Source organism: Streptomyces sp. NPDC057253, assembly GCF_042669125.1.
Taxonomy (GTDB): Bacteria; Actinomycetota; Actinomycetes; order Streptomycetales; family Streptomycetaceae; genus Streptomyces.
Genome location: NZ_JBHUXV010000136.1, coordinates 1 through 22,512, shown reverse-complemented (window position 1 = coordinate 22,512; position 22,512 = coordinate 1). Strand labels below are relative to the sequence as shown.

At 70.2% G+C, this 22,512-nt stretch carries 15 protein-coding genes and 1 pseudogene; 7 read left to right on the top strand and 9 right to left on the bottom strand.

The features are described from left to right. Positions 1 to 43: 43 nt before the first annotated feature. Both ACFULQ_RS41800 and ACFULQ_RS41795 read right to left on the bottom strand, forming a co-directional pair. Positions 44 to 745, bottom strand: a complete 702-nt coding sequence (locus tag ACFULQ_RS41800) for an SDR family oxidoreductase (protein WP_383554945.1) — start codon at positions 743 to 745, stop codon at positions 44 to 46. 280 nt (positions 746 to 1,025) lie between these two features. Continuing rightward, on the bottom strand, positions 1,026 to 1,913 hold the full coding sequence (locus ACFULQ_RS41795) for a class I SAM-dependent methyltransferase (protein ID WP_383554943.1): 888 nt from the start codon (positions 1,911 to 1,913) through the stop codon (positions 1,026 to 1,028). 149 nt (positions 1,914 to 2,062) lie between these two features. On the opposite strand from ACFULQ_RS41795, the gene ACFULQ_RS41790 reads away from it, so the two are divergent. Further along, entirely contained in the window at positions 2,063 to 2,839 is a 777-nt protein-coding gene (locus ACFULQ_RS41790) for a phytanoyl-CoA dioxygenase family protein (RefSeq protein WP_383554941.1), read from the top strand. A 96-nt stretch (positions 2,840 to 2,935) separates the two neighbouring features. Here the strand turns inward: ACFULQ_RS41790 and ACFULQ_RS41785 are convergent, their stop codons facing one another. Further along, positions 2,936 to 4,648: a glycoside hydrolase family 6 protein gene (locus tag ACFULQ_RS41785; RefSeq protein ID WP_383554938.1), complete on the bottom strand. Its 1,713-nt coding sequence runs from the start codon at positions 4,646 to 4,648 to the stop codon at positions 2,936 to 2,938. Positions 4,649 to 4,731: 83 nt separating this feature from the next. Continuing rightward, the gene (locus ACFULQ_RS41780) at positions 4,732 to 6,210 is read right to left on the bottom strand and encodes a cellulase family glycosylhydrolase (RefSeq protein ID WP_383554935.1); all 1,479 of its coding nucleotides are present in this window, start codon (positions 6,208 to 6,210) and stop codon (positions 4,732 to 4,734) included. 251 nt (positions 6,211 to 6,461) lie between these two features. Between ACFULQ_RS41780 and ACFULQ_RS41775 the strand changes: the two are divergent. Together ACFULQ_RS41775 and ACFULQ_RS41770 are read left to right on the top strand one after the other, a co-directional pair. Further along, a pseudogene (locus ACFULQ_RS41775) lies at positions 6,462 to 9,376 on the top strand (glycoside hydrolase family 48 protein). A gap of 273 nt (positions 9,377 to 9,649) precedes the next feature. Beyond that, positions 9,650 to 12,304: a cellulose binding domain-containing protein gene (locus ACFULQ_RS41770; RefSeq protein ID WP_383554932.1), complete on the top strand. Its 2,655-nt coding sequence runs from the start codon at positions 9,650 to 9,652 to the stop codon at positions 12,302 to 12,304. 59 nt (positions 12,305 to 12,363) lie between these two features. On the opposite strand, the gene ACFULQ_RS41765 is transcribed toward ACFULQ_RS41770, so the two are convergent. The 3 genes from ACFULQ_RS41765 to ACFULQ_RS41755 form a co-directional block, all read right to left on the bottom strand. Beyond that, complete coding sequence (locus ACFULQ_RS41765) at positions 12,364 to 14,247, bottom strand: rhamnogalacturonan lyase (protein ID WP_383554929.1); 1,884 nt, start codon at positions 14,245 to 14,247, stop codon at positions 12,364 to 12,366. A 263-nt stretch (positions 14,248 to 14,510) separates the two neighbouring features. Beyond that, positions 14,511 to 15,254, bottom strand: a complete 744-nt coding sequence (locus tag ACFULQ_RS41760) for a methyltransferase domain-containing protein (protein WP_383554927.1) — start codon at positions 15,252 to 15,254, stop codon at positions 14,511 to 14,513. 4 nt (positions 15,255 to 15,258) lie between these two features. Further along, positions 15,259 to 15,564, bottom strand: coding sequence for a 4a-hydroxytetrahydrobiopterin dehydratase (locus ACFULQ_RS41755; RefSeq protein ID WP_383554924.1), 306 nt, complete (start codon positions 15,562 to 15,564; stop codon positions 15,259 to 15,261). A 230-nt stretch (positions 15,565 to 15,794) separates the two neighbouring features. Here ACFULQ_RS41755 and ACFULQ_RS41750 point away from each other — a divergent pair, with 230 nt between their 5' ends. From ACFULQ_RS41750 to narJ, 4 genes are all read left to right on the top strand, one after another. Next, the gene (locus tag ACFULQ_RS41750; RefSeq protein WP_383554921.1) at positions 15,795 to 16,637 is read left to right on the top strand and encodes a helix-turn-helix domain-containing protein; all 843 of its coding nucleotides are present in this window, start codon (positions 15,795 to 15,797) and stop codon (positions 16,635 to 16,637) included. A 171-nt stretch (positions 16,638 to 16,808) separates the two neighbouring features. Then, complete coding sequence (locus ACFULQ_RS41745; RefSeq protein ID WP_383554916.1) at positions 16,809 to 17,672, top strand: helix-turn-helix domain-containing protein; 864 nt, start codon at positions 16,809 to 16,811, stop codon at positions 17,670 to 17,672. A gap of 35 nt (positions 17,673 to 17,707) precedes the next feature. After that, on the top strand, positions 17,708 to 18,502 hold the full coding sequence (locus ACFULQ_RS41740; protein WP_383554914.1) for an SAM-dependent methyltransferase: 795 nt from the start codon (positions 17,708 to 17,710) through the stop codon (positions 18,500 to 18,502). Between the two features lie 133 nt (positions 18,503 to 18,635). Beyond that, positions 18,636 to 19,121, top strand: coding sequence for a nitrate reductase molybdenum cofactor assembly chaperone (gene narJ / locus ACFULQ_RS41735; protein WP_383554911.1), 486 nt, complete (start codon positions 18,636 to 18,638; stop codon positions 19,119 to 19,121). 3 nt (positions 19,122 to 19,124) lie between these two features. Here the strand turns inward: narJ and dnaK are convergent, their stop codons facing one another. Then, complete coding sequence (gene dnaK, locus ACFULQ_RS41730) at positions 19,125 to 20,987, bottom strand: molecular chaperone DnaK (RefSeq protein WP_383554908.1); 1,863 nt, start codon at positions 20,985 to 20,987, stop codon at positions 19,125 to 19,127. A 99-nt stretch (positions 20,988 to 21,086) separates the two neighbouring features. Next, a complete protein-coding gene (locus ACFULQ_RS41725; protein ID WP_383554905.1) occupies positions 21,087 to 22,445 on the bottom strand; it encodes a hypothetical protein in 1,359 nt (452 codons plus the stop codon). Positions 22,446 to 22,512: the final 67 nt, after the last annotated feature.

Genomic DNA, 22,512 nt, shown 5'->3' with positions numbered 1-22,512 from the left:
GTGCGGCACCTGCCGCGGGGGCTTCCGCCCGGTCGGCGGACCGTCAGACGGGCTGCCCGATCGGCCGTACGACGACCGTGTTGACGTCGACGCCCTCCGGCTGCCGTACGGCCCACACCACCGAGTCGGCGATCTGCTCGGCGGTGAGCAGGTGGCCGGGCGGCAGGCTGCCGTAGCTGTCCCAGAACGGCGTCTCCGTCCGGCCGGGGGCGACCAGGGTGACGCCGACGCCGAACTCGGTGACCTCACGGCGGGCGTTCTCGGCGAGCCCGGTCACCGCCCACTTCGTGGCCCCGTAGATGTTGCCGGGCCCGTGGATGAACCCGGCGACGCTGCCGATCAGCACGATCCGGCCGCGGGTCTCCTTGAGCGCGTCGATGGAGGCGCGGATGAGGAGCGCGGGGCCGAGGACGTTGGTGAGCACCATCTCGCCCCAGCCGGCCGGGTCGCCCGCGGCCACGGTGTCGTGCGTGGCGAAGCCCGCGTTGGCGATCACGGTGTCCAGCCGCCCGAACTCCTTGAGCGTGCCGGCGACGGCGGCCTGGACGTCCCCGTACTCGGCGGCGTTGCCGACGAAGGTCAACAGGCCGTCCGGATCACCGAGTTCCGCGGCGAGGGCCCGCAGCCGCGGCTCACCGCGGCCGGTGACGGCCACCCGGTGGCCCGCGTCGAGCAGTTGGCGTGCGACCGCGGCGCCGATCCCGCTGCCGCCGCCGGTGATGAGTGCGACCGGTGCGTCGGACATGGTTTCCCCCTGTGTTCCGCTGAGCTCTCGTGGATGACGGGGAGTACATCAGTTGGAGCGTTCTCGAAGTCAAGTACCGCAGGGACGGCGGTAGTCGGGCGATGCCGACGGGAGGGTCCGGTCGGCCGGATGGGGTCCGCAGGACTGATCACCGAGTACATCCGCGCCCCGTAGGGGCGCGGGGCTGTTCAAATGTGCGGCTCCGCCGCGCGGGCGCGACCAGCCACAACCCACCCGCAGCCGCCCTGAATCCCGCCCCGGCACCCCCTTGGGCGGCGACTCACCCGGTCCGCACAGCGGTATGCACCGTGTGCACCGCCAGCACGAACACATCCCCCCGCCGATGCACACTCGCCGCGTCCTCGGGATCGAGCAGCCGGTCAAGGGTCTCCCGGTCCTCGGACGCCAACTGCTCGCCGAACACCTCCCGCAACCGCCCCAACGACGCGGCGATGTAGGCCCGGGCCCGGTCCGTCGTCGGCGCCGGAAGATCCAGCAGGAAACTCCGCGTACCCGTGTGCCGAAGCCCCGCGGAGGCCATCAGCGCCGGCCAGTCCTCGACCTCGGCGACGGAGTCGGCGAGCCCCGCCCGCATCTCGGCGAACCACTCCTCCTCCAGCGCGTCGAGCCGCGCCTGGAGCCCCGGGCGCCCGATCCCGATGTCCCGGGGCAGGAAGCGGGCCGGCAGTCCGCCCTCCATCAACGCCAGTGTGCCCCCGCGCACCAGCCGCGAGGCGAACGCGGCGATCCCGGCCCGCTGGTCCCCCAGGTGGTGCAGGCTCCGGCTGGCCCAGATCAGGTCGGCGGGGTAGTCCAAGTCGTCGAGGATCCCGGGCAGTTCACCGGCGAGGGTGCCGAAGCGGTCGGCGAGACCGAGCCGCGCGGCCCGGTCCTGGGCCCGCTCCAGCAAGGGCTCGGCCCCGTCGACGGCGACGACCCGAGCCCCTGGGAACGCCTCGGCGAGCAGACAGGAGAGCACCCCGGGCCCGCTCCCCGCGTCGACGATCAGCCCCGGCTCGGTCTGTTTGTGCCCGAGCCACGCCAGGGCCCGCTCGTACATCGGCGTGAACAGTTCCGCCTGGGTCTCCAGATGCTCGGCCATCCTGGACCAGTCGATGTCGGCGTGATCGTGATCGTGGGTGTGGTTGTGGTTGTGGTTGTGCGCCATGGGGTCAGCCTCTCCTCGGGATGCGACCAGCGTGCGCCGACGCACCGCGAAGAGGCCAGTGACGTTGCCGGGACGGCAAAAACAACGGCAAAGCGGACGCAAAGAAAAAGGGGATGCGCCGGTGCGGCACATCCACCACCATGACCCGCATGGACGACGAACTGGTGGAGCGCTTCCTCGAAGACGGATTCGTGAAGGTCGAGGGCGCTTTCCCGCCCCGCGTCGCCCAGCACTGCGCGTCGCTGCTGTGGCGGGAGACGGGCTACGACCGTGAGGATCCGGCCTCCTGGAAGGATCCGGTGGTCTGGGTGCCCGGTATGGCCCAGGGGCCGTTCGCGGCGGCGGCCAACTCGCCCGTCCTGCACGAGGCGTTCGACCTCCTGGTCGGCGAGAACCGCTGGCAGCCCCGCTATTCACTGGGCACCTTCCCGTTGCGGTTTCCGCACGCGGAGGAACCGGACGACGCGGGCTGGCACATCGAGGGCAGCTACCTCCCCGAGGACGCGCCGCCCGGTATGTACCACACCAACCTGCGCTCCAGGGACCGAGCCCTGCTCATGCTGTTCCTGTTCAGCGAGGTCACCGAGGCCGACGCCCCGACCCGCATCAGGGTGGGCTCCCATCTCGACGTACCGCCGATCCTGGAGCCGTACGGCGAACAGGGCGCGTCCTTCCTGGAGTTGGGTCCGAAGGTGGACAAGGCCTCAGCACACCGCCCCCTCACCCACGCCACCGGCACCCCGGGCGACGTCTACCTCTGCCACCCCTTCCTGGTCCACGCGGCCCAGCCCCACCACGGCACGAACCCCCGCTTCATGGCCCAGCCACCACTACTCCCGGCGGTGCCGTACGAGTTGCACAGAACCGACGGCGACTACTCAGCGGTGGAGTTCGCCATCCGCCGGGGCCTGGCCCAAGAGAACTGACCAGACCCCGGGCGGCGTATTGCTTCGAGGGGCGCGGGGAACTGCGCGATCAGCCACAACGGACCCGCAGCCGAAAAACCACCGCCCCCGTTTCAACTAGAGCGCGGGGTACGCGTTCTGCATCAACTGCTGGAACTGCGCCGAGAACCAGTGCCCCGACAGCGGAGCGTTGGGCAGCGCACCCGACATGTGGTTGTTGTTCCGCGGGTTACCGGTGTACGTCGGGTCGCACATCCGGTCGAAGCCCTTGCCCTCGTCGTTCGGAATGGCACTGCTCGCCCCGTCGGACTCACCCGGCGGCTTGATCCAGACGTACGCGTCGATCCCGGCCGCCGGGCTGGCCTGCGGACGCTCGCCGAGGCCGGCGCCGGACTGGTTGCACCAGTTGCCGGTGTTGAGGCGCCGGTCGACACGGCCGCCGTCGACGTAGGTGTTCACGTCGGTCTTGGCGCCGGGACCGGTCGGCCTGGCGCTGCCGCCCCAGCCGTTGCGGGAGGTGTCGATGAGCATGCCGACGCCCGAGGGGAAGCCCTGGCTCACGGCCTCCTGACGGAAGGCCTGGGCATAGGAGAGTTCGTCGACGTACCGGTTCCAGTCGACCCACTTCGACTCGCGCACGGACGTGCCGTTCACGGAGTCGTTGATGGTGAAGTACGGCTCCTTCAACGCGCTGTAGTTGGCGGTGTTGGTGATGAAGCCGTGGACGTCGTTCACCGTGGCGCCCTCGGCGGTCGCCGCCTGCTTGATCGTCTGGACGGTCGCCGAGAAGTTGTCGTCCCAGCCGAGCCAGCCGTGGTGCCCGGCGTCCACGTAGTTGTAGACGTTGGGGACGTCACCGAGCTTGTTCAGCGCGTAGCCGACACCCTTGACGTAGTTGCCGTTGGTCTTCATCGTGTCGCAGTTGGGGGTGGCGGTGTTCCGGGGCGAGACGTTGGTGACGAGGTTCGGCAGCGAGTCGAGCTCGACCGTGGTGACGATCCGCAGCGAGGCGTACTTGGGATCGGCGAGGATCGCGGCGATCGGGTCGATGTACTGCGTCTTGTACTTGTCGATGTCCGTCGGACCGAACTCACCGTTGGAGGCGAGCGCGGCACAGTCGCGACCCGGCAGGTCGTAGATCACCAGCTGGACGGCGAGCTCGCCGCTGCCCTTCTGCCTCAGGGCCTCGTCGAGGTGCGCCCGCAGGCCCATCTTCCCGCCGGCGCCGGCGATCGCGGCGACCCGGTCCAGCCACACACCGGTGGGCTGGTTGGCGATCCTGCTGCCGCCGGGCTCGGCGGCGGCATTGGCGGACCACTCCGGGTTCACATAGACCTTGGCGCCGGAGTACGGGTTGTCGACACGGCTGCCGGTGCCGGGGTCCGGCGGGTTCGTCGGGCCGCCGCCACCGTCGTCGACGTTGCAGGTCACACCGTCGAGGGTGAAGGTGGCCGGGACGGCGTTGGTGCCGCTGTAGGTGCCCTGGAAGCCGAAGCTGGTCGAACCGCCGGTGGCGAGCGTGCCGTTGTAGCTCTCGTTGGCGGCGGTGACGGCCGTCCCGCTCTGGGTGACCTTCGCGTTCCAGCCGCTGGTGATCTTCTGGTTTCCGGCGTACGACCACTTGACCGCCCAACTGCTCTTGGCGGCGCCGTTGTTGGTGATCGTCACGTTGGCGGTGAAGCCGGTGCCCCAGTCGTTCTGCACCTTGTAGTCCACGCTGCAGGGGATCGCGGCGATGCCGACGTCCCCGGGGACCACGGCGAGGGCGGTCCCGGAGGCTCCGGCGACCAGCGCCAGGGCAGCGAGGAGCGCTGTTCTCGTACGACTCATGAGTGCGGGTTTCCTTCTCGGTCGCGGGTGTTGTCCGTCGAGCGGGTGCTGTGCGTCGAGCGGTGCTGTGCGTCGAGCGGGTGCTATCCGTTCAGGGCGCGCAGATGGTCACGCAGCCCGGTGCCGAACGCTGTGGGTGTGCCGTCGTAGCCGCTGATCAGGGCGGGCCCGGAGGAGCAGTCCCAGGTGTTCCAGGTCCAGCCGAGATACGACAGGCCGCGGGCGTCGAACCACTTCATGACCTGGTCGATGAAGCCGTGGGAGCAGGTGTTCTCGCCGATCTCCCCCGCCACGAGCGGCACTTGCGCGGCCACCGGGGCGAGCGTGGAGTTCCAGCAGCTCTCGTTCGAGCAGGTGTTGAAGTTGTACACGTGCCAGGCGGCGGCGAGATTGCCCGCCGGGTCGGACGGTTTGTACGTCAGCCACTGGCTGAGGTCGTTCGAGTAGGCGATCCCGCCGGCCAGGATCAGGTTGGTGGCGCCGGTGCCCCGGACGCTGTCGACGAGATCCTGCATACCGGCGACCTGGTACGGGATACCGGGGCAGGTGCCGCCGTCCCGCCAGCACTGCCACGCCTGGGTGGTCGTGGGGGTGGCGCGGTCCGGGTAGGGCTCGTTGAACAGGTCGAAGACGACGCTGCGGTCGTTCTTGAAGGTGCCCGCCACCGACGCCCAGAAGGAGGGCGTGTACTGCATGTCGGGCATCGGCTTCTGGCAACTGGCGTGCACGTCGGAGCAGCCGGCGGAGTTCCCGGTGTACTGCCCGTAGGTCCAGTGGAGTTCGACCACGGGTGTCATGCCGTGGGCCTTGACCTTGGCGACCAGGTCCTTGACGGCGTTGATGTAGTTCGCCCCGGCGTAGGCGGGGTTGATGTTGGACAGACCGAGCCAGCACTCCTCGTTGAGGGGAATACGGACCGTGTTGGCCTTCCAGTCGGCGATCGCCTTCACCGAGGCGTCGTCGACCGGTCCGTCGAAGATGCCGCGCCCCTGGACGCACATGAACTCGCCGCCGGACCGGTTGACGCCGAGCAGCCGGCGGGTGGCACCGCCGGAGTCCACGAGCTTGTTGCCCTGGACGCGCAGAACGGGGGGCGCGCCCTGGGCGGGGTCCGTCGGCTCAGGCGTAGGCGTGGGCGTGGGTTCGGTATCCGTGTTGCAGGCCGTGCCGTTGAGCTTGAACGACGTGGGTACGGCGTTGCTCCCGGACCAGGACGCGGTGAACCCGGCGCTGACGCTCGCCCCGGTGGCCAGGGAGCCGTTGTAGCTCTCGTTGACCGCGGTGACCGTCGTACCGGACTGGGACCACTTCGCGTTCCAGCCCTGGGTGAGCTTCTGACCGCCGGCGAAGCCGAAGGAGAGGCTCCAACCGCTCATGGCGGCACTGTTGTTGGTGATTCTCACGGCCCCCTGGAAGCCGCTGTCCCACTGGCTGGTGACGGTGTACTCCACCGAGCAGGGGGGTGCGGCGCCGGACGCCGTGACTGCCGGAACCGTCACGGACCCGATGAGGGCGGCCGCGCCGGCGACGGCTGAGAGTACTGAACGCGGGGGGTGTCGCATGAGCGACTCCTTGCAGATCAGCGCGTTGTTACGGACGCGTCGACTGATGGAATCGCTCCCACTGGTGTCAACGAAGCTAGCGCCAAGTGACGGCAAAGAACAGAGGGGCAGTTGACTTTCCCTCAACCGCGTTCGTCGAATCTTTTCGACTCTTCAAGAGCCTTGACCCCTTGAACCCTCGTCCCCACTATGGGAGCGCTCCCACTGGTTCAGGCCTTGACTTCTCCGAGCCGCACAAGGAGGAACCAGCAATGCCCCCCACCAGGAGACGCCGGACCGTCCGGCGATTGTGGACCGCTGTCGTGGCGGCCCTGGCACTGCCGTTCGCGATGCTGAGTGCGTCTTCAACTCCCGCACAGGCAGCTGCCGTTCAGTGCAGTGTCGACTACAAGACCAATGACTGGGGCTCCGGCTTCACCGCGGACCTGACGATCACCAACCGCGGCACGGATGCCATCAACGGCTGGACCCTGACGTACGGCTACGCCGGCAACCAGAAGCTGAGCAACGGCTGGAACGGCACCTGGTCCCAGTCCGGCCAGAACATCAGCGTGCGGGACGCCGGCTACAACGCGACCATCGCCGCGGGCGCCGCCGTCTCCACCGGGGCGCAGTTCACCTACAGCGGCAGCAACGCCGCACCGACCAACTTCGCGGTCAACGGCACCAGTTGCACCGGCGCCCACCAGCCGCCGATCACGGTGCTGACCAGCCCGGCCGCGGGCGCGGTCTACACCCAGGGCACGGCGGTCCCGCTCGCCGCGACGGCCGCCGCCGCGGACAACGCGACGATCAGCAAGGTGGAGTTCTACGACAACACCACGCTGCTGGGTACGGACACGACCTCGCCGTACTCTCTTTCGGCCTCAAATTTGACCGTGGGCAGTCATTCTCTGCTCGCGAAGGCGTACGACAGCCTGGGCGCGTCCGCCGAGTCGACGCCGGTCGGCATCACGGTCGCCTCGGGTCCCGCGATCGTCGCCTCGACCACCCAACTCGCCGTCCAGCAGGGCAAGTCGGGCACGTACACCGTGAAGCTGTCGACACAGCCCTCGGCCGACGTGACCGTCACTACCGCCCGCACGAGCGGCAACTCCGGCCTTTCGGTGACCGGGGGCGCCTCGCTCACCTTCACGCCGTCGAACTGGAACACCGCGCAGACGGTCACCATCACCGGCAACGCCTCCGGGACGGGTGCGGCCACCTTCGAGTCGACGGCGACCGGCCACGCGAAGGCCTCGGTGAACGTCACCCAGATCGCGGCGACGGGCACGTACAACGCCCGCTTCCTGGATCTGACGGCAAGATCACCAACCCGGCGAACGGCTACTTCTCCCCCGAGGGCATCCCCTACCACTCGGTCGAGACACTGATCGTCGAGGCGCCGGACCACGGCCACGAGACCACGTCGGAGGCGTACAGCTACCTCCTGTGGCTCCAGGCGATGTACGGCAAGGTGACCGGCGACTGGTCCAAGTTCAACGGTGCCTGGGACATCATGGAGAAGTACATGATCCCCACGCACGCCGACCAGCCGACCAACTCCTTCTACAACGCGTCCAAGCCGGCCACCTACGCGCCCGAGCTGGACACCCCGAACGAGTACCCGGCGAAGCTGGACTCCTCGGTCTCGGTGGGCTCCGACCCGATCGCCGGTGAGCTGAAGTCGGCGTACGGCACGGACGACATCTACGGCATGCACTGGCTCCAGGACGTCGACAACGTCTACGGCTACGGCAACTCGCCCGGCAAGTGCGAGGCCGGACCTGCGGACACCGGACCGTCGTACATCAACACCTTCCAGCGCGGTGCGCAGGAGTCGGTGTGGGAGACGGTGCCGCAGCCTACCTGCGACGCCTTCAAGTACGGTGGCAAGAACGGGTACTTGGACCTGTTCACCGGTGACTCCTCCTACGCGAGGCAGTGGAAGTTCACCAACGCCCCGGACGCCGACGCGCGGGCCGTGCAGGCCGCCTACTGGGCCGACATCTGGGCCAAGCAGCAGGGCAAGGGCTCCGACGTCTCCGCGACCGTGGGCAAGGCCGCGAAGATGGGCGACTATCTGCGCTACGCCATGTACGATAAGTACTTCAAGAAGATCGGCAACTGTGTCGGTCCGGCGGCCTGCCCGGCCGGCAGCGGCAAGAACTCCTCGATGTACCTGCTCTCCTGGTACTACGCCTGGGGCGGCGCGACCGACACCTCGGCGGGCTGGGCCTGGCGTATCGGCTCCAGCCACGCGCACGGCGGCTACCAGAACCCGATGGCCGCGTACGCGCTGAGCTCCTACGCCGACCTCAAGCCCAAGTCGGCCACGGGCGCGGCGGACTGGAACACCTCGCTGTCCCGGCAGCTGGAGTTCTACCGCTGGCTCCAGTCCGACGAGGGTGCCATCGCGGGCGGTGCGACCAACAGCTGGGCCGGCCGCTACGCCACTCCCCCGGCCGGCAAGTCGACCTTCTACGGCATGTACTACGACGAGCAGCCCGTCTACCACGACCCGCCGTCCAACCAGTGGTTCGGCTTCCAGGCGTGGTCGATGGAGCGGGTGGCCGAGTACTACCAGCAGACGGGGAACGCGCAGGCCAAGGCGGTGCTCGACAAGTGGGTGAAGTGGGCGCTGTCCAAGACCACGATCAACCCGGACGGCACGTACCGGATCCCGTCGACGCTTCAGTGGTCGGGGCAGCCCGACACCTGGAACGCGTCGAGTCCCGGCGCCAACAGCGGGCTGCATGTCACCGTGGCCGACTACACGAACGACGTCGGGGTGGCCGCCGCGTACGCCAAGACGCTGACGTACTACGCGGACCGCAGCGGTGACACGGCCGCCGCCGCGACCGCGAAGTCGCTGTTGGACGGCATGTGGAACAACTACCAGGACAGCCTGGGGATCGCGGTGCCGGAGTCGCGCGCGGACTACAACCGGTTCGACGACTCGGTGTACGTGCCGAGCGGGTGGACCGGGACGATGCCGAACGGGGACGCGATCAACTCGTCCTCGACCTTCGCGTCCATCCGGTCGTTCTACGAGGACGATCCCGCCTGGTCGAAGATCGAGGCGTATCTCGCGGGCGGTGCGGTGCCGTCGTTCACGTATCACCGGTTCTGGGCTCAGGCGGACATCGCCTTGGCCATGGGTTCGTACGCGGAGCTGCTCGAATAGCCCCCGCCGGGCGCTCCGCGGGTCGGGTGGTCGTTCGACTGCGGGTCCGACGTGGCTGGTCGCGCAGTTCCCCGCGCCCCTGAAGGGGTGCACCACGTACCGCCTGTTCCGATGGAACCGCTCGAAGGCTCCACGTACGAGGCTCCGCCACCGGACGGCGGGGCCGATCGGCCGGGTGGCCCCCTCCCGCACTGGGGGTCGCCCGGCACCTCTCGCGCCGTACGGAAAGCGCTTACCCCCCACACTCTCCCCCTTTCCGGAAAGGACCCCCCCGTGCGAAGAACCCGCATTCTCACGGCCGTGCTCGCGCTCGCGGCCGGGCTGCTCGCGGGCACGCCGCCCGCCCTGGCCGCCGGCAGCGGCTCGAAGGCGGCGCTCGCCGCCGACACGTACACCTGGAAGAACGCCCGGATCGACGGCGGCGGATTCGTGCCGGGCATCGTCTTCAACCGCAAGGAGAAGAACCTCGCCTACGCCCGCACGGACATCGGCGGGGCCTATCGCTGGCAGGAGTCGTCGAAGACCTGGACGCCGCTGCTGGACTCGGTCGGCTGGGAGGACTGGGGGCACACCGGGGTGGTCAGCCTGGCCTCCGACTCCGTGGACCCGAACAAGGTGTACGCGGCCGTGGGAACGTACACCAACAGCTGGGATCCCAAGAACGGGGCGGTCATGCGCTCCTCCGACCGGGGTGCCAGTTGGCAGAGGACCGTGCTGCCCTTCAAGCTCGGCGGCAACATGCCGGGGCGGGGCATGGGTGAGCGGCTTGCCGTCGACCCGAACCGGAACAGCGTGCTGTACCTGGGCGCGCCCAGCGGCAAGGGGCTGTGGCGGTCGACCGACTCGGGGGTGACCTGGTCGCAGGTGGCGAACTTCCCCAACGTCGGCACCTACCAGCAGGATCCGAGCGACACCAGCGGCTACGCCAGTGACAACCAGGGCATCGTCTGGGTCACCTTCGACGAGCGGACGGGCACGTCCGGGACCGCGACGCAGACGCTCTACGTCGGGGTCGCCGACCTCCAGAACTCGGTGTACCGGTCGACGGACGGCGGTGCGACCTGGAGCAGGCTCGCCGGACAGCCGACGGGACATCTGGCGCACAAGGGCGTCCTGGACACGGTGAACGGCTACCTGTACCTCACGTACAGCGACAAGGGCGGGCCGTACGACGGCGGCAAGGGCCAGGTGTGGCGGTACGCGACGGCGACCGGCACCTGGACGAACATCAGCCCGGTCGCGGAGGCGGACACCTACTACGGCTTCAGCGGTCTGACGGTGGACCGGCAGCGGCCCGGGACGGTGATGGCCACCGCGTACAGCTCCTGGTGGCCGGACACCCAGATCTTCCGCTCCACGGACAGCGGGGCGACCTGGACGCGGGCCTGGGACTACACCTCGTACCCCGACCGCGCCAACCGCTACACCATGGACGTCTCCTCCTCGCCGTGGCTGACGTGGGGAGCGAATCCGTCACCGCCCGAGCAGACGCCCAAACTCGGCTGGATGACCGAGTCGTTGGAGATCGACCCGTTCAACTCGAACCGGATGATGTACGGGACGGGAGCGACGGTCTACGGCACGGAGAACCTCACGAACTGGGACTCCGGCAGCCGGTTCACGATCAGACCGATGGTGCAGGGGCTGGAGGAGACGGCGGTCAACGACCTGGCGTCGCCGCCCTCGGGCGCCCCGCTGCTGAGCGCCCTCGGTGACATCGGCGGCTTCCGGCACACGGACCTCACCAAGGTCCCGTCGATGATGTTCACCCAGCCGAACTTCACCACGACCACGAGCCTGGACTTCGCGGAGACCAACCCGAACACGGTCGTGCGGGTGGGCAACCTGGACTCCGGTCCGCACATCGCGTTCTCGACGGACAACGGCGCCAACTGGTTCGCGGGGACCGACCCTTCGGGCGTGAGCGGGGGCGGGACGGTGGCCGCCGCCTCGGACGGCAGCCGGTTCGTGTGGAGCCCGGACGGCAGCGGAGTGCGGTACACGACGGGCTTCGGTACGTCGTGGTCGGCGTCGAGCGGCATCCCGGCCGGGGCGATCGTGGAGTCGGACCGGGTGGACGCGAAGACCTTCTACGGCTTCAAGTCCGGGACGTTCTACGTGAGTACGGACGGCGGCGCGACCTTCACGGCGTCGGCCGCGACGGGGCTGCCGAGCGGTGACAGCGTGCGCTTCAAGGCGCTGCCCGGGGTGAAGGGCGATGTGTGGCTGGCGGGCGGGGCCGCCGACGGGGCGTACGGCCTGTGGCACTCGACCGACTCCGGTGCGAGCTGGACCAAGCTCGCGAACGTCGGCCAGGCCGACACGATCGGCTTCGGGAAGGCGGCGCCGGGGGCGTCGTACCAGACGCTCTACACCAGCGCGAAGATCGGCGGGGTCCGGGGCATCTTCCGCTCCACTGACAAGGGCGCGAGCTGGACCCGCGTCAACGACGACGCCCACCAGTGGGGTTGGACCGGCGCGGCGATCACGGGCGACCCCCGGGTGTACGGCCGCGTGTACGTCTCGACCAACGGCCGGGGGGTCGTCTACGGCGACACCGGGGGCGGGGGCAGCGACCCCACGGATCCCACCGATCCGACGCCGACGGGCGCCTGCGCGGTGACGTACCGGATCACCAACCAGTGGTCGGGCGGCTTCCAGGCGGACGTCCAGCTGGTCAACACGGGGTCAAGTGCCTGGTCCGGCTGGTCACTTGGCTGGACCTTCCCGAACGGCCAGACGATCTCCCAGACCTGGAACGCCGAGTCCGTCCAGTCCGGCTCGGCGGTCACGGCGAGGAACGTCGGCTGGAACGCCAACGTGGCGGCGGGCTCGTCCGTGAGCTTCGGCTTCACGGGGAGCTGGTCGGGGACGAACGGGAGGCCGACCGCGTTCAAGGTGGGCGACCAGAGCTGCACGGTGACCTGAACCACCGTGCGGAGAGGCCCCGCCCGGGATCGCCGGGCGGGGCCTGACCCGTCTGTCCGTCAGGGGGTGTGGACCGTCGGCCGCGGTGCCGTGGCCATCCCGTTGCCGATGAAGAAGCTCGGGTGCGGGGGTTGGTTGTACGCAGTGTTCTGCCAGGCGAGACCGGTGCGGTACATCGTGTCGTGGAGGAGCGTGGTGATCCTGGTGGTCGTCTCGACGGGGGTCGAGTAGATCCTGAGCGCGGTGTTGCCCGACGTCGGCCAGACGACCTCCTCGCGCCAGTCGCCGAGGATGTCGCCGGACAGGGACGGGGTCGCCTTGGTGCCGTTGTTGGAGTGGACCGAGGCGCCGGTCAGCAGGCGGGTGTCCGAGGAGGTGCCGTACTTGTCGATGTGGGTGCCGTCGAGGAGTTCGCGCACCGGGTCGCCGTCCCACCAGGACAGGAAGTTCACCGAGGACGGCTCACGGCCCTTCGTCGCGCCCGCCTCGTCGCGGATCGAGGAGTCGGCGGCCGACCAGACCTCGGCACCGTCGTTGCCGGCCCAGATGTCACCGGCGACGCCCCGCCCGTTGTCGCAGCAGGCCGCCAGTTTCCAGTTCACCGTGCCGTCCACCGGGTCGATGTACAGCTCCGCCGGCTGGGACGTCGACTCCGAGACCTTGAAGTACTCCAGGCCCGGGCGGGTGGGGTCGAGGTCGCCGAGGTGCTGTGCGTCGCCGTGGCCCGTCCTCGTGGTCCACAGCCCGTTGCCGTTGTCGTCGACCGCCATCGCGCCGTAGACGATCTCGTCCTTGCCGTCGTTGTCGACGTCCCCCACCGACAGGCTGTGCGAGCCCTGACCGTCGTACCCCTTGCCGGAGTTCGTCGAGGAGCTGCTGTCGAAGGTCCAGCGCCGCGTGAAGCCTCCGCCCCGCCAGTCCCAGGCCGCGATCACGGTACGGGTGTAGTAACCGCGGGCCATGATCAGGGAAGGGCGGGCGCCGTCCAGGTAGGCGGTGCCCGCGAGGAAACGGTCCACACGGTTGCCGTAGGAGTCGCCCCACGAGGACACCGTGCCGCGCGCCGGGACGTAGTCCACGCTCTGCATCGCCCTGCCGGTCTGCCCGTTGAACATGGTCAAGTACTCGGGGCCGGACAGGACATAACCGCTGGAGTTGCGGTGGTCGGCCGAGGAGCTGCCGATCACCGCGCCCGTGCCGTCGACCGTGCCGTCCGCCGTCTTCACGGCGACCTCGGCCTTGCCGTCGCCGTCGTAGTCGTACGCCTGGAACTGCGTGTAGTGCGCGCCGGAGCGGATGTTGCGGCCCAGGTCGATCCGCCACAGCCGGGTGCCGTCGAGCTTGACGCCGTCGAGGATCGTGTTGCCGGTGTAGCCGGACTGGGAGTTGTCCTTGGCGTTGGTCGGCTGCCACTTGAGGACGAAGTCCAGCGCCCCGTCGCCGTCGAGGTCGGCCACGGACGCGTCATTGGCCTCGTAGGTGTACGCCACCCCGTCGGGGGTGGTGCCGCCGGCCGGCGGGCTGATCGGCACGTCCGTGTAGCCGGTGCGGAGTTGGACCGCGTGGACCGAGTCGGACTGCTCGACGCCGCCGACGATCGCGCGGACCGTGTAGTCGGCCTGGGCGGGCGCGCCGGAGTGGAAGTAGTTGGTGGAGCCGGTGATCGGGGCCGGGTTGACCTTGGTGCCGGCGCGGTAGACGTTGAAGGACACGTCGTTGGGGTCGGTGCCGAGCCAGCGCCAGCTGACCAGGTTGCCGGCGTCGGTGTGGACGCTGACCACGCCCCGGTCGAGCTTCTCGACCTGGCGGGCGGTGGCGGCCTCGGCCCTGCCGGGCGAGAGCGCGGTGAGACCTGCGGCCAGGAGGGCGACTGCGGTGGTGGTCGCCGAGAGGAGGACTCGGCCTCTGCGGTGCGGGGGTCGGTGCGGGTGCGGGTGCTGCACGGGATGAACCTCCGAGCGGTGGGGGCGGACGGGTTACGACCCGTCAGTCGCCGCTCGCTCAGGCCGGGTTGCCGTATCTTTCGGCCAGTTCGGCGATGGTTCGGGCCATCCGGGACGCGGGCTGCACGCCCGGCGCCAGCCGTACGACCGCCCCCGGTGGTCCCTTCGGGCAGCGAGTCGGCCAAGTAGGCCTCCAGGTCCGGGACTTCGGGCGCGAGCAGATGCCGTACCCAGGCGTCCCGTTCCCCGGCAGCTGTTCGACTTCACCCGGCCTTCCGGAACGCCCGGACGCTGAACACCGGGTCCGGGCGCGGGAGTTCCTGGTCGGGCAGGGCCGCTAGGCGCTCGGCGAACCCTTCGGTGAGCGGGTCGCCGGGCGGCAACCGGGTGAACCAGCCGCGCCGCAGGTCGGCGGCGGTGCGCCGGGGACTGCGGCCCTGACCGCGGCCCGGGAAACGGGCCTGCCCCGCCGGGTGCAGTCGGTGGGCGGCGGCGTACGACTCGACGAGCGGCGCCGCGTCCGGGGCCGGGCGGCGCGGGCGCGGGGCGAGGACGGCGTCGACGTCGCTGCCGACGTCGTGGGCGGCGGCCTTGTCGACGGTGGTGACGTACACCCCGCCGGGTCCGAGCACCCGGGCGCACTCGCCGACCACGGCCCGGACGTCCTCGGGCCGGTCCAGGAGGTGCAGCAGCCACACGCTGGTGACGGCGTCGAAGGCCCCGTCGGGGAACGGCAGCGCACGGCCGTCGGCCAGCACGACCGCGCCGGGCAGCCGTACGGCGGCCATCCGGGCCATGCCGTACGTCAGGTCGGCGCCGGTGACCCGGGTGGCGGGCCGGGCGGCGGCGAGCCTGCGGGTGACGATCCCGGTGCCGCAGGCCACGTCGAGGAGGCGGCGGGTGCCGGCGGGGATGAGGCCGAGCACCGCCTCGGCGGCCGCGGCGGCCCTGGGCTCACCGCCGCGGGTGGAGTCGTAGGCGTCGGCCTCCTCGTCGTAGTCGAGCACGGGCTCACTGGGCTCCGTGACCGGCGGCGAGGGCGTCCACCCGCTGGGCGAGCCCGAAGTCCTTCTCGGTGAGGGCGCCGCCGGCGCTGTGCGTGTGCACGGTGAGGGCGACCGTGTTGTAGCCGAGGGTGAGGTCGGAGTGGTGGTCGAGCTCCTCCTGGACCTGGGCGATGTGCACGACCATCGCGGTGGCGGCGAAGTGGTTCGCGAGCCGGTACGAGCGGGCGAGGCGCCCGTCCTCGACCGACCAGCCGGGCAGCTCCGCGAGCCGGTCCTCGATCTCCTTCTGCGACAACGGTTCGACGGGCATGACCTCGCTCCTTACTGGGGTCGGCTTCCTGTCCAGGCTGCCACAGGACGACTGCTGCGGCCCTGGTCGCCGTCACCCGAGTGGCGCACGGACAGCGGCGGCGCCCGCCGGACCGCGCAGGCGGAGGTGGCCCGGGCGGCGAGCCGGAGACCCCGGTCCGCGGGCGGTGCGGCTGCCCTCCATGGTCCGCGGCCCAATCCTGTGCCCACTCCTCGACTACCGTCGTACCCATGACCATGGTCCCCTCCGCCGACACCACCCCCGCCGACCAGGGAGTCGGCCCCCTCCTGCGGGCCTGGCGGGAGCAACGGCGGGTCAGTCAACTGGAGTTGGCGTTGCGGGCGGATTCCAGTGCTCGGCACATCAGTTTCGTCGAGACGGGGCGGTCGCGGCCGAGCGAGGAGATGGTGCTGCGGCTCGCCGAGCATCTGGAGGTGCCCGTCCGTGAGCGCAACGCGCTGCTGCTGGCGGCCGGTTACGCCCCGCGCTACCCGGAGACCCCGCTGGACGCCCCGGCCCTGGACGCCGTACGCGAGGGCATCGAGCGGCTGATCCAGGGCTACGAACCCTACCCGGCCCTGGTGTTCGACGCCTCCTATCACGTCGTGGCCGCGAACCGCGGGATCACGATGCTCCTCGACGGCATCCCGGAGCACCTGCTCCGGCCCCCGCTCAACACCATGCGGCTCACCCTGCACCCCGAGGGCCTCGCCCCGCGCATCCGCAACCTGCGCGAGTGGCGTGGGCATCTGCTGGAACAGATGCGGCGGCAGATCGCCCTGCGCCGCTCCGAGCGACTGCGTGCGCTGTACGAGGAGGTGGCGGCCTATCCGGTGCCGGAGGTGGCGGAGGTGCCGGGGGAGCGGGAGGACTCTGGTCCCCGACCCGCCGAGCCCGTCCCCTACTTCGCCCTCCCGATGCGGATCGAGCACGAGGGCCGCACGCTGTCCTTCATCTCCTCCACGGCCACCTTCAACACCCCCATGGACGTGACCGTCGCCGAGCTGGCCATCGAGACCTTCCTCCCGGCCGACCCCGCGACGGTCAAGTACCTGCACACGCTGCTGCCCTGAGCGGATCCCGGACCGGAGTGCGCCGGCCCGGGACCCGTGGGCACCACGATCCCGCTCCTGCGCCCGCCCGTCGATGACGCGGGAGGTAAGGAAGGAGGCGAGCGCGACCGGTGAGCCCGCACCGGACATGACACACTGCACGCAAGCTTCGACGCGTAGGGGAGGCGTGGCGTGAGTGAGCGGCGGCCTGCGCCGACCGTGGGCCAGGTGGTGCTCGGCAGACGGCTGCAGGAACTGCGGGAGGCGGCCGGCCTCAAGCGCGAGGAGGCCGCGCAGGTCCTGCGGGTGGCCCCCGCGACCGTGCGGCGGATGGAAATGGCCGAGGTCGCCCTGAAGATCCCCTACGTCCAGGTGCTTCTGGAGACCTACGGCGTCCCCGTGGACCAGGTCGAGGCGTTCGTCGGGCTGGCCGAGGAGGCCAACAAGCCCGGCTGGTGGCAGCGGTTCCACGACGTGCTGCCCGAGTGGTTCAGCCTCTATGTGAGCCTGGAGGGCGCGGCCGGGATCATCCGCTCCTACGAGCCGCACTTCGTGCCCGGTCTGCTCCAGACCGAGGACTACGCGCGTGCCGTCATGCGGGCCGGGACGATCGGACAGTCCGGGACGGAGGCGATCGAGCGGCACGTGTCGCTGCGGATGGCCCGCCAGAAGCTCCTCGAACGCCCGAACCCGCCCCACCTGTGGGCGATCATGGACGAGACGGTGCTGCGCCGCCCGGTGAGCATCCGCTCCGAGGTGATGCGCGAACAGCTCGACAAACTGCTGGAGTTCGCCGAGCGCGACCGGGTCACGCTCCAGGTGTGCGAGTTCGAGGACGGCCCGCACCCGGGGACGTACGCGCCCTTCTCGCTGTTCCGTTTCACCGAGCCGGAGCTGCCCGACATGGTCTTCACCGAGTACCTGACCGGCGCGCTGTACCTCGACTCCCGCCGCGAGGTCGCCACGCATCTGGAGGTCCTCGACCACATGTCGGCGCGGGCCGCGTCGGCCGAGCGCACCAAGAAGCTGCTGCGGGAGCGCCGCGAGGACTTCTGAGCACAGGCATCACGACCCAGGGGAGGACACACCGCATGACCGAATCCGACGCGCCCAGAATCGACACCAGCCGCCCGCACCCGGCGCGGGTCTACGACTGGTGGCTGGGCGGCAAGGACAACTACCCGGTGGACGAGGAACTGGCCCGCCGGATCCTCGCCGTGGACGGCACGGTGATGCGCGGGGCGCGTGCCAACCGCCGGTTCATGCAGCGGGCGGTGCGGACGGCCGCCGAGGACGGGATCCGCCAGTTCCTGGACATCGGCACCGGCATCCCCACCGAGCCCAACCTGCACCAGGTGGCCCAGGAGGTCGCCCCGGAGTCGAGGGTGGTGTACGCGGACAACGACCCGATCGTGCTGCGGCACGCCCAGGCCCTGCTGCACAGCACCCCCGAGGGCGCCACGCACTACGTCCACGCGGATGTCCGCGATCCGGACACCATCCTGCGGCTGGCCGCCGAGACTCTGGACTTCACGCGGCCGGTCGCCCTGTCCCTGGTCGCGCTCACGCACTATCTGGGCGACGAGGCGTACGACCTCCTCGCGCGGTACGTGGCCGAGCTCGCCCCGGGCAGTTTCGTGATCCTCTCGCAGGTCACGCCCGATCTCAGCCCCCAGGCCATCGAGAAGGCCGCCGAGCAGTTCCGGCGCAGCGGCACCCCCTTCTTCCCCCGTTCGCTCGCCGAGTTCTCCCGTTTCTTCGACGGTCTGGAGCTGCTGGGCCCCGGTGTGATCCCGGTGTCGGGCTGGCGGCCGGGTCCGGAGGACGTGGCGGCGCAGGCTGAGGGCATCGTGCCGGTCTACGCGGGGGTGGCGCGCAAGGTCTGACCCGTACGGGTGCCGTGAACGGGTGCGCTCCCGCGCCCCGCCCTAGGTTCGAAGCAGCCGTGGGCCGGCGAAGAGGGAGCACGCGTGACCGGCACCCCGGCGGCGGACCACCGACGACGCTGAGGAGACCCGGATGCCCTCGGATGCGGTGCTGTACCAGGCGGCGGCGCTCTGCCTGACGTATCCCGACGACGACTTCCGCGCGCGGCTGCCGCTGCTGCGGGAAGCGGCCCCGCAGCTGCGGGAGTTCGTCGACCACGCGGCGGTGACGCCCGCGCGGGAACTGGCGGCGCACTACGTCCGGGTCTTCGACGCCGAGGACCGGCACAGTCTGCATCTGAGCCGGTGGCAGGACGCGGACACCCGGCGGCGCGGGATGCCGCCGGTGCGGTTCAAGGAGCTGTACCGGGCGGCCGGTCTGGAGCTGACCGGTGAGGAACCGCCGGACTTCCTGCCCGCGGTGCTGGAGTTCACCGCCCGGACCGGGGACACCGGTCTGCTCACCGGGCACCGGGGCGGGTTGGAGCAACTGCGGTCCCGCCTCGGCGACTTCGGCACCCCGTACGCGTCCGTCCTGGACGCGGTGTGCGCCACCCTGCCGAGCGGGGCGCGCCCTTGAGTCTCAGGCGGCCCCGCCCCTCTGGTCCTTGTCGTCGTCCACGATCTCCGCGTCGACGACTCCCTCCTCGTCCTGGGGTGACGCGGTGGCCGGCCCGTCCTGGGGCGGCTGCTGCTGGGCCTGGGCGTACAGGGCCTGGCCCATCTTCTGGCTGACGGAGGCCAGTTTCTCCACGCCGTCGCGGAGGGTGTTCGTCTCCGCGTTCTCCTCCAGCAGACGCTTGAGGTCGGCGACCGCGGACTCGACCTCCGCCTTGGTGTCGGCGGGGACCCTGTCGTCGTTCTCGCGGACGAACTTCTCGGTCTGGTAAACGAGTTGCTCGGCCTGGTTGCGGGTCTCGGCGGCCTCGCGGCGGCCCCGGTCCTCCTCGGCGTACTGCTCGGCCTCGCGCATCATGCGGTCGATGTCGTCCTTGGGGAGCGCCGAGCCGCCCGTCACCGTCATCTTCTGTTCGCGCCCGGTGGCCAGGTCCTTCGCCGAGACGTGCATGATGCCGTTGGCGTCGATGTCGAAGGCCACCTCGATCTGGGGGACGCCCCGGGGCGCGGGCGGCAAACCGGTGAGGTCGAAGACGCCGAGCTTCTTGTTGTACGCGGCGATCTCCCGTTCCCCCTGGTAGACCTGGATGCCCACCGAGGGCTGGTTGTCGGTGGCGGTGGTGAAGATCTCCGAGCGGCGGGTGGGGATCGTGGTGTTGCGTTCGATGAGCTTGGTCATGATGCCGCCCTTGGTCTCGATCCCCAAGGACAGCGGGGTGACGTCGAGCAGCAGCACGTCCTTCACGTCACCGCGGATGACGCCCGCCTGGAGGGCCGCGCCGACCGCCACGACCTCGTCCGGGTTGACGCCCTTGTGCGGGTCCTTGCCGGTGAGCTCCTTGACCAGGTCGGTCACCGCGGGCATCCGCGTCGAGCCGCCGACGAGGATCACGTGGTCGATCACGTCCAGCTTGACGCCCGCGTCCTTGACCGCCTGGTGGAAGGGCGTCTTGCAGCGGTCGAGGAGGTCGGCGGTGAGCTCCTGGAACTGGGCGCGGGTCAGCCTCTCGTCGAGGTGCAGGGGGCCCTCGGCGGAGGCGGTGATGTAGGGCAGGTTGATCGTGGTCTCGGAGGACGAGGACAGCTCGATCTTCGCCTTCTCGGCCCCCTCGCGGAGCCGCTGGAGCGCCATCTTGTCGTTGCCGAGGTCGACGCCGTACTGCCCCTTGAAGCGCTTGACCAGGTGTTCCACGATCCGGTGGTCCCAGTCGTCGCCGCCGAGGTGAGTGTCGCCGTTGGTCGCCTTGACCTCGATGACGCCGTCGCCGATCTCCAGCAGGGAGACGTCGAAGGTGCCGCCGCCGAGGTCGAAGACCAGGACCGTCTGCTCCTCGCCGCGGTCCAGGCCGTACGCCAGCGCTGCCGCCGTGGGTTCGTTGATGATCCTGAGGACCTTCAGGCCCGCGATCTCGCCGGCCTCCTTGGTGGCCTGGCGCTGGGTGTCGTCGAAGTAGGCGGGGACGGTGATCACCGCGTCGGTGACGTCCTCGCCGAGATAGGACTCGGCGTCCCGCTTCAGCTTCTGCAGGACCCGCGCGGACAGCTCCTGGGCCCGGTAGCGGGTGCCGTCGACGGAGCCCTGGTCCGGGAAGCGCCAGCTGCCGTCGCCCATGTGCCGCTTCACGGAGCGCGCGGTGCGCTCGACGTTGGTGACGGCCTGCCGCTTGGCGACCTCGCCCACCAGCACCTCGCCGTTCTTGGCGAAGGCCACGACCGAGGGGGTGGTCCTGGCACCCTCCGCGTTGGCGACGACCGTGGGTTCACCGCCCTCCAGCACGGCCACCACCGAGTTCGTGGTCCCGAGATCGATCCCGACCGCCCGTCCCATCGCTGTCCCCTTCCGCCAGGAGTTCCGCCCGGAGTTCCGCCCAGGAGTTCCGCAAGGGAGCCGTCCCGCACTCCAGCACAAAACTTGAGTGCGCTCTTGTCAATGGCGCGTAGGGCCCCGCTGTGACGAGTACCCCGGCGTGCCCGCCTGTGCCGACCGGGAGCCCAGCAGGGAGCCGGAGCGGCGGCTGATCCGCCTGAGCAGGAGGTATCCGATCACCGCGAGGGCGATGAAGGGCAGCCCGGCCAGCAGGTAGGCCGGGAGGTAGTGGGCGTCGAACATGGAGCGCCGGTTGTCCACGTCGGAGGCGTTGGCCCCGAAGAACGCGAGCAGCAGCGTCGGCGGCAGCGCGATCCCCGTGGCCACGGCGACCAGCGCCGAGAGCGTACGGTCCCTGCGGTCGTCGCGCTCCGCGAGCTCGGCGTCCAGGGCCGCGGAGCGGGCGCTGATCACCGAGGTCAGGCGCTCGACCATGCGGGCCGAGTTGTCCAGGCTGGCGGGGATGCCGAACGCGTCCCGCAGCGAGGACTGGAAGGCCTCCATGACCATCTCCGGGATCAGCAGGCTGTCGACGTACGCCTCGACACCGAAGGCCAGGTCCAGCTGGAGTTCGTTGACCCCGTCGGAGAGCCGGGAGATCAGCCTGCGGATCTCGTACGGCGACTCGGCCGCGGTCCGTTCGTTGGCGCGCATGGTCTCGAAGGCGGCCAGCCGGGTGCGCTGGAGGACGGCGAGCGCGGAGACCATGCCGATGGCGACCAGGGTCAGACCGTTCTCCACGTGCTCGGCCCAGCCGGCGTGCACGGAGACCCCGCGGCCGTGCGCGGAGAGGGTGCGGCCGTTCCTCCTGAGGTGGGGCGGCTCGGACGTGGACAGCCTGCCCCGGTAGACGATCTCGTTCAGCAGGGCGGGCAGCCGACTCTCGTCGGAGTCGAGCAGGTCGTTCTTCAAGTCCCCGCCGGGGAAGACCAGTTGGTGGACGTTCTGGCCGAAGGCGAGCGGCTCCAGCGGGGCGAGGCGGCCGCCCAGCGAGTCGAGCAGGGTGCCGGCGCCGAGCGTGATCCGGTCCCGGTCGAAGCAGGTGTCGGCGAGCCAGGCCGCGAGCGCCTCGGGAGGCGTCTGCCCGGCGAATCCGCAGTCGAGCGCCAGGGTGACGTCCCCGCGCGGGGTGGCGACGACGGCGATCTGGAGGGCGGCGAGGTCGAGGCCGTGGTCGCCGTGCGGCAGCCCCAGTTCACCCGGGGGCACGTCCTCGACGAGCACCGGCACGGGCAGTACGCCCTCGCTGGACGTCAGGTGCAGGGCGAAGCGGCCGAAGTCGAAGGTGTCGACGAGGCTGCCCAGCGCGGGGAGTTGGGGGTCCAGCCGCCCGGTCAGGCTGAACAGCGCGACGACGCGCGTCAGTTCACGGGTGCCGGAGTCGAGTGCCGCCGTACCGCCGGCCGTTCCCGGAATCATCGTGCTTCCTCCCCCACCACCGCACCGGTGCCCGAACCGCGCCGCGGGGCGGCCCCCCCCGGCGGGG